Here is a 12,942-nt window from a genome sequence, read left to right on the forward strand (position 1 = left end):
TCGCGCAGTTCGGGGGAACGTTCGGCGGTGCGTCGTCGTCCTTCAAGGGACGACGCGGATCGTGTGCATTACTTGACAATCCCTTGGGTCCGCCTCGACGGACCGCTAGTGTCTGACCTTTGATCGGACGGGCGCTGAGGAGAGGACGATCAGATGGCTGACGGGGCCATGTACGCGGTCGCGCTCGGCGCGGCAGCGCTCGTGTATGCCGTCCACCTGGTCCTCTTCGGGCTCAGCCTCGGCGCGGTGCTCCGCCAGCTCGACCGTCCTGCAGGCCCCGCATGGGTGCCTGTGAGGCGCTGGGTCGAGGTGGCGCGAGCCGCCGATGCCCCGCTCGCCCCCACCGCCGTGACGCGATCGGTGGAGGCGCTCGCGGGAGTGCTCGCCGCCGTCGCCCTCGCTGCGCTGTCGGCCGGCGTCGAGGCGCCGCGCGTCGCGTGGGTCGCTCCGCTGCTCGTGGGTGGGCTCGCGGGTCTGGTCGGCTGGATCCTCTGGATCCAGCAGGCCGGCTGGCTGGGGCTGCGCCTCAGGTTGCCGCGCAGCCTGACGGTGCTCGCCGCGTTCCTCCCGCCGATCTGGGGCTTCGTCGCCGCGCCGCGCGCTGCGCGCGAGGTGAAGCCGCTCACGGGCGCGATCCCGGTGGTCGCCCCTGAGGCGCCGGATCCTGGCCCGCAGTCCACCGAATCCGTCCCCACCGTCGTCGTGGATGCGCCACACGAGGCGGTCGACGCGCCCGACGCCGCAGTGGACGCGCCAGACGCCTCGGTGGACGTCGCGTCCGTCCCTCTCGAGGCGCTGGCCGACGATGACGCCCCTTACGTGCCCCAGGTCGCCGCACCGCCGTCCCCCCGATCGATCTTCGCGCCCGTCACGGCATCGATTCCCCAGGTATCCTCGGGTCTCGAGTCCCCTCCGTCCGAGTCGCAAGCCCCCGTCGCCCCTGCCGGGGGCTCGCCCGAGCCTTTGGCGCCGTTCGCCTCGCAGCGACAGCCGCTCGCCCCGCCCACTGTCGTGTCCGGCGAGCCTCAGCCGCCCCAACCTCTTCAGGAGACTCCTGTGACCCATCCGTCCGAGCCCGATCTCCCCACCCCGTGGACAGCCGGACCGCAGCCAGGGGCCGATGACGCCGCGCAGGCGCCCGCCCCGGGGTCCGCCACGCCGCCGTCGTCTGAGACGCCGCGCGTGGCTCCCACGCAGCCCGTCTCCCCGTACTCTGCGCCGCCGGAGGTGACTGCGGCGGAGGGGCTGGTCACCGCGCCCACCCCGTCGCTGTCGGAGCGGCGCTCCCAGCAGCCGGACTCCGCGATCGGCGCACCAGGTTCCGAGGAGCCGGGCGCCGCCTGGCATGGTGCCTTCGACGACGCCGCGATCGCCGCGCTGCTGGGCGGCGGGTTCGGCGAGGAGGACGACCTCGACGAGACGCGTGTGAGTCCGCGCCGACGTGAGCCGTGGGAGCTGGTGACGCGTGAAGGGATCGCCTACCGCCTGGTGGACGCCGTCACGATCGTCGGACGCATCGGTGGCTTCCCGAGCGCCGATGGCGCAGGGCGCGTGGACATCGCGGACCCGACGCGGACCATGTCGAAGACGCATGCCAGGCTCGTGTGGATCGACGGCATCTGGATGGTCGAGGACCTGGGCTCGACGAACGGCACGCTGTTGATCGACGGGGCCGGCCGCGAGACCGTCGTGCCTCCGTATGCTCCCACCCCCATCACGGGGAGGGTCATGTTCGGCGACTTCGAGATGATGCTGCGTCGGGTGGGCGCCTGACCCTGAATCGCCCGGCGGCGTCGTGTCCGCGGCTACGCTGAGCCCGTGACCTCTGAGACGCTCCGCTCCCCTCTGCACGACGAGCATGTCGCCCTCGGCGCGACGCTCGTGGACTTCGCCGGCTGGGAGATGCCGGTCCGCTACTCGGGGGACATCGCCGAGCACAGGGCGGTGCGCGCCGGGGCGGGCCTGTTCGACCTGAGCCACATGGGCGAGATCTTGGTGCGCGGCGCGGAGGCGGACGCCTTCCTCGACGACGCGCTCGTGGGCCGCATGAGCGCGATCCCTCTTGGCGGAGCAAAGTACACGATGCTGTGCGCGGCCGACGGCGGCGTGATCGACGACCTGATCGTGTACCGCCGCGACCTGGATCACTTCATGATCGTGGCCAACGCCGCCAACAAGGACGTGGTGCTGGCCGAGCTCGACGAGCGCCTCGAGGGCTTCGATGCGGAGCTCGACGACATCTCCGCGGACATCGCGCTGATCGCGGTGCAGGGCCCTCTCGCGGAGGGCATCGTCTCTCGCATGACGGAGCGCGGGGCGGACGACATCGTCGCCATGAGGTACTACTCGTTCGGCACGGTGGTGCTCGAGGGCGGGATCCACGCCTTCGTGGCGCGCACCGGCTACACCGGGGAGGACGGCTTCGAGCTGTTCGTGGGCGCGGACGAGGCCGCAGCCGTGTGGCGGCTCGCGCTCTCCGAGGGCGCGGCCGACGGGATCATCCCGTGCGGGCTGTCGTCACGCGACACCTTGCGGCTCGAGGCGGGCATGCCGCTGTACGGTCACGAGCTGACTCGCGACACGACCCCGTTCGACGCTGGGCTGGGGCGCGTCGTCGTGTTCGGCACGGAGAAGAGCCCGCGCGGTGATTTCGTGGGCCGTGCAGCGCTGGAGGCGGCGCGCGACGCGCGCAAGGCGGCGCGTGCGGAGCCCTCCGCTGCGTCGGCTCGCACTCTCGTGGGCCTGGTGGGTGACGGCCGACGCGCCGCCCGCGCTGGCTATGCGGTGGTCGACGAGGCCGGCGCGCAGGTGGGCGAGGTCACGTCCGGCGCACCGTCGCCGACGATGGGGAGGCCGATCGCGATGGCGTACGTGCCGCTCGCGCTCGCGGCCGACGGCACCGAGGTGCTGATCGATGTGCGCGGAAGGCGTGAGTCCATGACGGTGACCGCGCTACCGTTCTACAAGAGGGGCGCATGAGCCCCGAGTTCACTGCAAGGAAGGACCACTGATGGCGAACGTTCCCGATGAGCTCCAGTACTCCGAGGAGCACGAGTGGGTGTCCGGCGAGCTGACCGAGGACTCGGTCGTGACGGTCGGCATCACGGAGCATGCGGCTGACGCGCTCGGTGACATCGTGTACGTGGAGCTTCCCACGGTGGGTGACACCGTGTCGGCGGGTGAGGTCTGCGGCGAGCTGGAGTCCACGAAGGCCGTCAGCGAGCTCTACTCCCCGGTGTCCGGGGAGGTCGTGGCGGTCAACGAGGAGCTCAGCGACTCGCCCGAGCTGATCGGCCAGGACGCGTACGGCGAGGGCTGGATCTACAAGGCGCGCATCTCCGAGGTCCCCAAGGGGCTGCTCGACTCCGAGGCCTACTCGGCGATCACCGAGTGACGTCAGGCCCCGTCCCCTCAGACGGCTCCGAGCCTTCCGGCCAGGTTCCCGTCAACGGCGAGGCGCGCCTGGTGGTCGCCGCTGCGATCACGGACGACCTGGATCAGCCGCGGCTGCTGTTCGCCGCACGTCGGTCGGCGCCGCCGGTCTTCGCGGGCCTGTGGGAGTTCCCTGGCGGCAAGGTCGATCCGGGTGAGACGCCCGAGGAGGCGTTGCACCGCGAGCTGGACGAGGAGCTCGGCGTGGTGGTCGAGCTGGGCGACGAGGTGCCTGGTCCCGACGCGGGGATCGTGCTCCCCGATGGCACGGAGACGGGTTCCGCCTGGGAGCTGCGCGCCGCGGATGCGGACGGCCCGCGCCTGGTGATGCGTGTGTGGTGGGCGAGGATCATCCCTGGCCCGGACGGAGTGGCCGCCGAGCCGCAGCCGCTCGAGGACCACGACATGCTCCGTTGGCTGGAGCCTGGCGCGTGGAGAGACGTCTCGTGGCTGCCGGCGGACACGCGGATCGTGGATGCGCTGCTGGACGACGCGATCCGGCGGATGCGTCAGGGCTGGTGCTGAGCGGCCGGGCGTGAAGGCGGGTCACCGTCCTCACCTCCGCGCGACGCACCCGGCGATGTGGTCGTCCACCAGGCCGCATGCCTGCATCGCGGCGTACATGGTCGTGGGTCCCACGAAGACGAATCCGACCTTCTTGAGCGCCTTCGCGAGCGCCACCGACTCCGGTGTGGACGCCGGCACATCCATCCACGTCGCGGGCGGGTCGAGCCGCGGCTCGGGCGCGTGCGCCCACACGATCTGATCCAGGCTGCCCCCGTCTGCCTGAAGCGCGATCAGCGCCCGCGCGTTGGTGATGGCCGCCTCGATCTTGCGGCGGTTGCGCACGATCCCTGAATCGGCCATGAGCCGTTCCACGTCGTCGGGACCGTACGCCGCCACGATCGCGGGGTCGAAGCCGTCGAAGGCGGTGCGGAAACCCTCCCGCTTGCGCAGGATGGTGAGCCACGACAGTCCTGACTGCATGGCCTCGAGCACCAACCGCTCGTAGAGCGCCGTATCACCATGGACCGGCAGGCCCCACTCCTCGTCGTGATAGCGGGCGTACAGCGGGTCGTCGTTGCCGAAGCATCGGACGGCGAGCTCGGTGGGGTTCGTCATGGCTCAAGTGTGCCGGGCGCCTGTGACACCGAGCCGACACGGCGGCCGGGTGGGGACCGGCGCGTCCGCTGTGCGACCTGGGGACGCGCTCTTCCCGACACGTGTCCACTCCATGGGATGCCACTTGTGCGTATCCTCTCCGCCATGACCATCGCGGGTCTCCTGCGCCACGGGCGCCCCACCTTGAGCTACGAGCTCTTCCCTCCGCGCACGCCTGCAGCGGAGGAGACGCTGCGCGCCACGATGCGGGTGCTGGCCGTCACCCGGCCCGACTTCATGTCGATCACCTACGGGGCGTCGGGCACCACCAGGTCCACGTCGCGCGGCGTGGTGCAGATGCTCGCGGAGGCTCACACGATCCCGCCGCTCGCGCACCTCACATGCGTGGACCAGTCGCGCGATGAGCTCGTCACCGTCATCGAGGAGTACCTCGCGGAGGGCGTGCTCGACTTCCTGGCGCTGCGCGGCGACCCGCCGCGCGGCGCCACCGACTGGAGTCCTCACCCGGACGGGCTGCACTACGCCAGCCAGCTCGTCGGCCTGGTGCACGAGGTCGCGCGAGCGCACGGGGTGAGCGACATCTGCGTGGGCGTCGCCGCCTTCCCGGCCACCCACGCGATGCCGCGCTGGCGTCAGTCGAGCATCGACGTGCTGCGCTACAAGCAGCACGCGGGCGCAGCCTTCGCGATCACGCAGGTGTTCTACGAGGTGGAGCAGTACACGGCCCTCGTGGAGGACGCGGCCGCGCAGGGCATCACGATGCCGATCATCCCCGAGGTCATGCCGATCGTGTCATCGCGTCGGGCCGCGCGGGCCTCCGAGCTGACGGGCGTTCCCACTCCTGCCGAGCTGGTGAACGCGCTCGAGGCGGCGGAGTCCGACGATGCCGCTCGCGCCGCGGGCGTCGCCCATGCGGCACGGCTGTCGCGCGAGCTGCTGGAGGCGGGCGCCCCTGGCATCCACGTCATCACGTTCAACCAGTCGGCCGCCGCATTGGAGCTGGTGGACGCGATGGGCCTCGCCGCGCGTTAGCCTCGTCGTACGCCCCCGCCGAAAGGAAGCCATGCCCGACGAGATCCTGCCCAAGTCGATCAACATGACCCGCGAGTCGGAGGGCGTCTACACCGTCACGACCGCATCGGGCGCGACCCTCACGTTCGGTCGTGGCGAGGGACTGGTCTCTCCGGTCGAGCTGATGCTCGCCGCGATCGCCGGCTGCTCGAGCATCGACGTGGACATGATGACCTCGCGGCGCGCGGAGCCCGCGCGGTTCGACGTGACGGTCACCGCGGAGCAGGTGAAGAACGAGACCGGCAACATCCTGCGCGACATCCAGGCGGTGTTCGATCTGGCCTTCCCTGAGGGCGACGACGGCGACAAGGCGCGAGCCCGTGTCACGACGGCGCTCCACGCGTCGCATGAGCGGTTCTGCACGGTGTCGCGGACGATCGAAGCGGGCGTGCCCGTCTCACTGGTCGAGAAGGTCTGACCAACCCTCGGGACGGCGTGCGGGGCGGGTGACACCTGTCCAAGGTGCCTGGCAGGACCATGACCGCAGGCAGACCCCTTCACACGGGTGTTTCGCGCAGGTAAACTCGCGCGCACCATCTCGGCGCACGCAGTCGCGCGTCGACAAAGCGCAATGGCGAGCCCGCCGCGCACACCCCTCATGAGGAACTCATGTCTGACAACACCCCTGTTGCCGCCCCTGCCCCCGCGTTCGCCGGTGGAACCATCCTCGGCTACCCGCGGATCGGCCGGAACCGTGAGCTGAAGAAGGCTCTCGAGTCGTTCTGGAAGGGCACCACCACCGAGGCCGACCTCGAGGCCACCGCAAAGGAGCTCCGCGCGTTCACGCGCGGTCAGATGGCCGGGCTCGGCCTCGCGAAGGACGACTCCTCGATCCCCTCGAACTTCTCGTTCTACGACCACGTGCTCGACGCGTCCGTCACCTTCGGTGCCATCCCCACCCGCTTCAAGGGTCTGCGGGCGGCCGACGGTTCGGTCGACCTGGCCGGCTACTCCACCATCGCCCGTGGCGAGGGCGCGCACGCGCCGCTCGAGATGACCAAGTGGTTCGACTCCAACTACCACTACCTGGTCCCCGAGATCGGCCCCGAGACGGTCTTCGCGCTGTCCTCCACGCGCTGGGTCGACGAGTTCGTCGAGGCGAAGGACGCCGGCTACCTGACGCGCCCCGTCATCACCGGGCCGCTCACCTACCTGCACCTCGCCAAGCCCTCCGACGACGCACCGCACGACTTCGCGCCGATCGAGCGCCTCGACGACCTTGTCGCGGTCTACGTCGAGCTGCTCGGCGCCTTCAAGGCCGCCGGGGCCGAGTGGGTCCAGATCGACGAGCCGGTGCTCGTGGCCGACATCGACGCGCCGCACGCCGACCTGCTGTCGCAGGCGGAGCACGTGTACGCCGCGCTCGCCGCCGTCGAGGCGCGTCCGCAGATCCTGCTGGCCGCGCCCATGGGTGGCCTTGAGGATGCGCTTCCGGTGATCGCCGCGTCCGGCGTGGAGGGCGTGGCGCTCGACCTGGTGCGCGGCACCCTGCCGACCGACGTGGACCTGGCCGGGCTGACCGTCGTCGCCGGCGTGGTCGACGGCCACAACATCTGGCGTACCGACCTCGACAAGGCGCTTGTCAAGGCCCGCGCCGTCGCCGAGCTCGGAGGCGCCGTCACCGTCGGCACCTCCACATCGCTGTTCCACGTGCCCCACACCCTGAAGGGCGAGGAGCACCTGGGCGCCGAGCTGCTCAGCTGGCTCGCCTTCGCCGACGAGAAGGTGGCCGAGGTCGTGACCCTCGCCGCCGCGCTCCGCGAGGGCGACGACGCCGTGGCCGACGCGCTCGCCGAGGCCCGCGCAGCGCTCGCGGACCGCGCAGCGCACCCTGGCACCAACCGCGCCGACGTGCGCGACCGTCTCGCCGCCGTCACCCCCGAGGACCGGGACCGCACCTCGTATGCGGTGCGTGCAGCCGCCCAGGAGGAGCGCTTCCACCTGCCGGAGCTCGCCACCACCACCATCGGCTCGTTCCCGCAGACGCCCGAGATCCGCAAGGCGCGTGCCGCGTGGGCCAAGGGCGACCTCACCGACGCCGACTACGAGCAGGCGATGAAGGACGAGATCGCCTCCGTGGTGGAGCTGCAGGAGGACCTGGGCCTGGACGTGCTGGTGCACGGCGAGGCCGAGCGCAACGACATGGTGCAGTACTTCGCCGAGCTGCTCGACGGCTTCTCCGTCACCAAGAACGGCTGGGTGCAGTCGTACGGCTCGCGGTGCACCCGCCCGTCGATCCTGTGGGGAGACGTCGCGCGTCCCCAGCCGATGACGGTGCGCTGGGCCACCTACGCCCAGTCGCTCTCGACCAAGCCGGTCAAGGGCATGCTCACGGGCCCCGTCACGATCCTCGCGTGGTCCTTCGTCCGCGACGACCAGCCGCTGGCCGTGACCGCAGATCAGGTGGGCCTGGCGCTCCGCGACGAGGTCACCGACCTCGAGGCGGCCGGCATCGGCATCATCCAGGTCGACGAGCCTGCGCTGCGCGAGCTGCTCCCGCTGCGCAGGCGCGACCAGGCCGCCTACCTCGAGTGGTCCGTCGGCTCGTTCCGGCTGTCCACCGCCGGCGCCAAGGACGACACGCAGGTGCACACCCACCTGTGCTACTCAGAGTTCGGCGAGATCATCGACGCGATCGACGGCCTGGACGCCGACGTCACCTCGATCGAGGCCGCACGCTCCCGCATGGAGGTGCTGCCCGCGATCCGCAGCCACGGCTACGAGCGCCAGATCGGGCCGGGCGTGTGGGACATCCACTCGCCGCGCATCCCCTCGACGCAGGAGATGACCGAGCTGCTCACCCTTGCCAAGGAGTCGATCTCCGGCCGTCAGCTGTGGGTCAACCCCGACTGCGGCCTGAAGACCCGCGGCTACAGGGAGACCGTGGCGAGCCTCGAGAACCTGGTCGCAGCCACCAAGGCGGTCCGCTAGTCGATGGCGTGTGCGGGGCGGTCGGTACGGCGCCCCGCACACGCCCGGGGCGGTCAGCCGCAGGCCAGGCCGTCCTCCAGGCCGCGCTCCGAGTCGTACCGGATGCCGGGAGACTTGGCGACGGCTCCTTGCGGGTGGCTCAGCTGGATGCACCAATGCAGGCCGGTCGTCGTGAACGTGACGAGCTGCACGCCTTTCGAGGCGGGCATGGCGAACTTGTCGTCGATGTAGTAGCCGTCGGTGCGGCGCTCGACCTTGACCACCGGGATCGGCTCGTTCTCCGTGTGGATCGCGAGGCCCAGGTTCACGGCGTCGGAGCGCGTGGCGGTGTCGGCAGCCTTGGTCCGCTGGTTCAGGAAGATCGGGATGCCGATGCCTACGAGGATGGCGATGATGACCATCGTCACGAGCAGCTCGACCAGCGAGAACCCGCCGTCGGCGTTCCGGCGCGTTGCGAATGTCCTCACGTTGCCCCCCAGCGTGCGCGCCCCCAGTGCATGGGTGGCGGTCGCCCCGGCCCTCGTCGCCGGGGTCAGCGACGCCCCCAGTGTGGCGTAGGTCACACGCATTCGCAACAACGAGAGCGCGAGGGTGGGCGCTCGCCAGGCACTCGTGGGGCTCGGGGCGTGGGGCTCGGGCCCTCACTCCTCCAGCAGCAGCTGCCAGACGCCCACATCGATCCAGCGCCCCAGCTTGAGGCCGGACTCGCCGAAGGTCCCCACCTGCACGAAGCCGAAGCGCTCATGCAGGGCGGCCGACGCCTCGTTGGGCAATGCGACGCGCGAGTACAGGCCGTGCGCCGGGGCGTGCACGGACGACGCAGGGAGGTCCTGGACCCGCTCGATCAGCGCACCGAACAGGCTCGTCCCCACGCCACGGCCGCGTGCGTCGAGGTCGAGGTAGATGCTCGGCTCCAGGGCGAACCTGTAGGCGGGCCGCTCCTGGAACGGTCCCGCATACGCGTATCCGAGGATCGTGCCCTCGTCGGCGTCCTCCGCGATGAGCCACGGCAGGCCTGCGCTCAGCACCTTCGTCACCCTTGCGCCCATCTGCTCGGGGTCCACGGGATCGGTCTCGAACGTGATGACGGTGTCGCGCACGTAGGGGTTGTAGATGGCGGCCAGAGCGGCGCCGTCCGCGGGCGTCGCGTCGCGGATCACATGGGTCGGAGCCATGCCGACATCCTCTCAGCCTCCCCGCCGGCGTGTCATCCACGCGGGGCACCGGGTGACCTTGCCCGGCGGAGATGACGATCTGGGGTTAGCCTCGCCGTATGCGGGTGCTGAGGCCCGCTGTGCACGCACCGTCCGTGTGCCGGGCCCTGTTGAGGCCCGCCCCGGGGCGCATGGCCCCGCAACGACATCGCACGCATTCGGCAGACCACCCGGAGGTACACCATGCCGAAGTACATGGACGTCCACAACATCGACGGCGGCGTCACGGCCGCCGACGTGGCGGGCCTACACGAGAAGGACCTTGCCCATCAGCACGTGCACGACGTGAAGTTCCTGAAGTACTGGGTCGACGAGGCGCAGGGCAAGGTCTTCTGCCTCTCGGAGGCTCCGTCCGCGGAGGCCGCGGTCGCGGTCCATCGCGAGGCGCACGGTGCCGTGGCCGACGAGATCTACGAGGTAGGCGAGTTCAGCTGAGCAATCGAGCGGCCGGCTCGCGCGAGACCTTCTCCTCGTACGCCTTCTTGCGGCGCAGGTAGCGCCAGCCGCCCAGCATCAGCACGATGCCGACGGCGCCGGCCCAGCCGGTCACCATGAAGCCGCCGTGGGATCCGATCGAGTCGATCGCCAGGCCGGTGGCCCACGCACCGAAGGCCACGCCCATGTCGAGGCCGACGCGCGTCCATGCCATGCCCTCGGTCACGCGGGTGCGCGGCACGAGGGCGTGGACCACGCCGTCGCCCACAGCCATCGTCGGCGCGATGGCCAGGCCGGTGACGAACATGAGGACGGCCAGCCATGCGAGGTTGCCCGCCAGATGGAAGGTGAGGGCGCCGATGCCGGACGCGGTGACTCCCCACAGCAGGCGGGAGGCGAGCGTCCGGCTCCACACGCGCGAGCCGTAGAGCAGCCCGCCGATCAGCGATCCGAGAGCGAAGATGGCCAGCACCGTGCCGGACCACTGCTTCTGTCCCAGCTCCTCGGAGAACGCCACGGTCGACGCGTCGGCTGAGGCGAACAGCGCGCCCTGGGTCGCGAAGATCACCGACGTGAGGATCAGCGCGGGCGTGGTCACCAGCAGGTGGCCACGGAGGGGACGACGGTAGCGGCGCACCCGACGCGGCTGTGCCTCGAGCCCCACGCGCGGAAGGGAGCCGTCGATCACCGGTACCGACGTCAGGGGGGACGTGCCCCCGTCGCCGCGCCGGGCCGGGGGCTCCGTGTCGCGAAGCGAGAGGAAGTAGTAGCCACCTACCAGGAGGGATACCGCGGCGACGATCGACGGGAGCCACGAGGCCACCTGCGTGGCCAGGATGGTGGACAGCGCGGGCCCGGCGATGAACAGCACCTCCTCCATGGAGCTCTCCAGGGAGAACGCCGAGTTGAGGGCGTGACGGTCGGGGACGATGTGCGTCCAGCGAGCGCGGGTCAGGGTGGACTGCGCGCCGGCGGCGGCGAAGAACGGAAGGATGAGCAGCAGCGCCCATGTGGGCGCATGCATGAGGGCCGCGGCGACGAACACGAGCCGCGCGAGCACCGCGATCCCGAAGCCGAACCTGAGCACCCGCGACTGCCCGTGCTCGTCCACGAGCCGGCTGACCTGCGGGTTGATGATCGCCGCCCCGATCGACAGGACGCCCACCACCAGGCCGGCGGTGGCGTAGGACCCGTACTCGATCTGCACCAGCAGGAACGTCGCGAGAGACGTCATCCCGATCTGCAGCCGTGAGAACAGCCCCCACCAGAAGAACGTGCGGGCGCCAGGCAGCGCAAGGATGTCGCCGTAGCGCGAGAACATGCACACCTCGCTCGATGAAGAGACGACGTGCAACCCCGCACGTCTGCCACACCACCTGCGCGATGCGACCGGCGCATCGCCCCGGGCTCGACCCTGGTCCGGTTCAGCCTCTCGGAGCGATGACCAATGCTCTCACATCGGGGAGCGTCCTCGGTGCCCCGTGGCCAGCCGCCGCGGTGGTGACCGTCAGCTCCTCGACAGCGCCGCCGGCACCCATCGCGACGGCGGCCCGATCCGTGCCGCGAACCGCATCATCAGGCTGCCCGCGACGGCGAGGATGAGCACGTAGGCCGCGGCGAGCGGACCCAGCTGCGGCTGGATGCCGGCGGTAATTCCCAGGCCCGCGATGACGATCGAGAACTCGCCGCGCGGGATGAGGGAGACGCCGGTGCGCCACTGGCCCTTGGGGCCGATGCCTACCCTCCTCGCAGCCCACATGCCCGTCGCGACCTTGGTGGCGGCGGTCACGACCGCGAGCGCAAGGGCAGGCAGCAGCACGGGCACCAGATCGCGCGGGTCGATCGTGAGTCCGAAGAACACGAAGAAGATCCCGCCGAACACGTCCCTGAGGGGCGGCATGAGGGTACGGACGTCGTCGGCCACCTGGCCCGACAACGTGAGGCCGAGCAGGAACGCGCCGACGGCGGCCGACACCTGCGCGGCCTCCGCCAGCCCCGCGACCACGAACGCGAGGCCCAGCACGGACAGCAGCAGCAGCTCGCGCGAATGCGAGTGCACCACCTTGGACACGTGCGCGGAGAACTTCAGCGAGATGAAGAAGGCGCCCGCCACGATCGCGATCGCGATGCCCGCCGCGACCGCGCCCTGCACGAGCGATGCTCCCACCAGCAGCACCGCCATGATCGGCAGGAACACCGCCATGACGATGTCCTCCATGACCAGCAGGCTCAGGATCACCGGGGTCTCACGGTTCGCATAGCGGTCGAAGTCGTCCAGCAGCCTGGCGATGATCCCGGACGACGAGATGTAGGTGACGCCCGCCAGCAGCAGCGACGCCGTCATGGACCACCCGAGGAGCAGCCCCAGCACGAAGCCGGGCGCGCCGTTCGCCAGCCCGTCGACGAGGCCCGCCTGCCAGGTGGTCCTGAGGCCGTGCTGCAGATCCTGCGGCGAGTACTCGAGCCCCAGCAGGAGCAGCAGCAGCACCACGCCGATCTGCGCACCCACTGCCAGGAAGTCCTCGCCTGCGGACACGGGGATGAAGCCTCCGTCGCCCATCAGCAGCCCTGCCAGCAGGTACAACGGGATGGACGGGATGCCCAGCTTCGCCGCGATGCGTCCCAGGACGGCGAGCACCAGCAGGACGACGCCCAGCTCGAGCAGGACGGCGCTCGTGCCTGCCGGGGCGGCGGCAGCGACCCTCAGCGCGTGCACGCCGCCGTCCAGGAGCATGGC

13 protein-coding genes are annotated in these 12,942 nt (G+C 70.7%); 8 read left to right on the forward strand and 5 right to left on the reverse strand.

The window, feature by feature from the left end:
• Positions 1–153 precede the first annotated feature (153 nt).
• From RN607_RS00215 to RN607_RS00230, 4 genes are all read left to right on the forward strand, one after another.
• Positions 154–1,773: an FHA domain-containing protein gene (locus RN607_RS00215; protein ID WP_313543487.1), complete on the forward strand. Its 1,620-nt coding sequence runs from the start codon at positions 154–156 to the stop codon at positions 1,771–1,773.
• A gap of 45 nt (positions 1,774–1,818) precedes the next feature.
• Positions 1,819–2,979 carry a glycine cleavage system aminomethyltransferase GcvT gene (gene gcvT / locus RN607_RS00220; RefSeq protein WP_313543489.1) on the forward strand — a complete coding sequence of 387 codons (1,161 nt, stop codon included), beginning with the start codon at positions 1,819–1,821 and terminating at the stop codon, positions 2,977–2,979.
• A gap of 31 nt (positions 2,980–3,010) precedes the next feature.
• Positions 3,011–3,394 carry a glycine cleavage system protein GcvH gene (gene gcvH, locus RN607_RS00225; RefSeq protein WP_313498610.1) on the forward strand — a complete coding sequence of 128 codons (384 nt, stop codon included), beginning with the start codon at positions 3,011–3,013 and terminating at the stop codon, positions 3,392–3,394.
• 68 nt (positions 3,395–3,462) lie between these two features.
• Positions 3,463–3,957 (forward strand): (deoxy)nucleoside triphosphate pyrophosphohydrolase, encoded by a 495-nt coding sequence (locus RN607_RS00230; protein ID WP_313501784.1) that lies wholly within the window; start codon positions 3,463–3,465, stop codon positions 3,955–3,957.
• A gap of 30 nt (positions 3,958–3,987) precedes the next feature.
• Here RN607_RS00230 and RN607_RS00235 read toward each other — a convergent pair whose 3' ends face one another.
• Positions 3,988–4,554 carry a DNA-3-methyladenine glycosylase I gene (locus RN607_RS00235; protein WP_313543491.1) on the reverse strand — a complete coding sequence of 189 codons (567 nt, stop codon included), beginning with the start codon at positions 4,552–4,554 and terminating at the stop codon, positions 3,988–3,990.
• A gap of 144 nt (positions 4,555–4,698) precedes the next feature.
• Between RN607_RS00235 and RN607_RS00240 the strand changes: the two genes are divergently transcribed.
• From RN607_RS00240 to metE, 3 genes are all read left to right on the forward strand, one after another.
• On the forward strand, positions 4,699–5,586 hold the full coding sequence (locus RN607_RS00240; protein WP_313543493.1) for a methylenetetrahydrofolate reductase: 888 nt from the start codon (positions 4,699–4,701) through the stop codon (positions 5,584–5,586).
• A 31-nt stretch (positions 5,587–5,617) separates the two neighbouring features.
• On the forward strand, positions 5,618–6,043 hold the full coding sequence (locus RN607_RS00245) for an OsmC family protein (protein WP_313543496.1): 426 nt from the start codon (positions 5,618–5,620) through the stop codon (positions 6,041–6,043).
• Positions 6,044–6,234: 191 nt separating this feature from the next.
• On the forward strand, positions 6,235–8,556 hold the full coding sequence (gene metE / locus RN607_RS00250) for a 5-methyltetrahydropteroyltriglutamate--homocysteine S-methyltransferase (RefSeq protein ID WP_313543498.1): 2,322 nt from the start codon (positions 6,235–6,237) through the stop codon (positions 8,554–8,556).
• Positions 8,557–8,609: 53 nt separating this feature from the next.
• Here the strand turns inward: metE and RN607_RS00255 are convergent, their stop codons facing one another.
• Entirely contained in the window at positions 8,610–9,023 is a 414-nt protein-coding gene (locus RN607_RS00255) for a prepilin-type N-terminal cleavage/methylation domain-containing protein (protein ID WP_313498624.1), read from the reverse strand.
• 174 nt (positions 9,024–9,197) lie between these two features.
• On the reverse strand, positions 9,198–9,731 hold the full coding sequence (locus tag RN607_RS00260; RefSeq protein WP_313543500.1) for a GNAT family N-acetyltransferase: 534 nt from the start codon (positions 9,729–9,731) through the stop codon (positions 9,198–9,200).
• Between the two features lie 222 nt (positions 9,732–9,953).
• Here RN607_RS00260 and RN607_RS00265 point away from each other — a divergent pair, with 222 nt between their 5' ends.
• Positions 9,954–10,205, forward strand: a complete 252-nt coding sequence (locus RN607_RS00265; RefSeq protein WP_313543502.1) for a DUF4242 domain-containing protein — start codon at positions 9,954–9,956, stop codon at positions 10,203–10,205.
• Here the strand turns inward: RN607_RS00265 and RN607_RS00270 are convergent.
• Both RN607_RS00270 and RN607_RS00275 read right to left on the reverse strand, forming a co-directional pair.
• Positions 10,198–11,526, reverse strand: a complete 1,329-nt coding sequence (locus RN607_RS00270) for an MFS transporter (RefSeq protein WP_313543504.1) — start codon at positions 11,524–11,526, stop codon at positions 10,198–10,200. The genes RN607_RS00265 and RN607_RS00270 overlap by 8 nt on opposite strands.
• A gap of 186 nt (positions 11,527–11,712) precedes the next feature.
• Positions 11,713–12,939, reverse strand: a complete 1,227-nt coding sequence (locus RN607_RS00275) for a cation:proton antiporter (protein ID WP_313498633.1) — start codon at positions 12,937–12,939, stop codon at positions 11,713–11,715.
• Positions 12,940–12,942: the final 3 nt, after the last annotated feature.

The sequence above is a fragment of the Demequina capsici genome, from assembly GCF_032102965.1.
GTDB classification, from domain to species: domain Bacteria; phylum Actinomycetota; class Actinomycetes; order Actinomycetales; family Demequinaceae; genus Demequina; species Demequina capsici.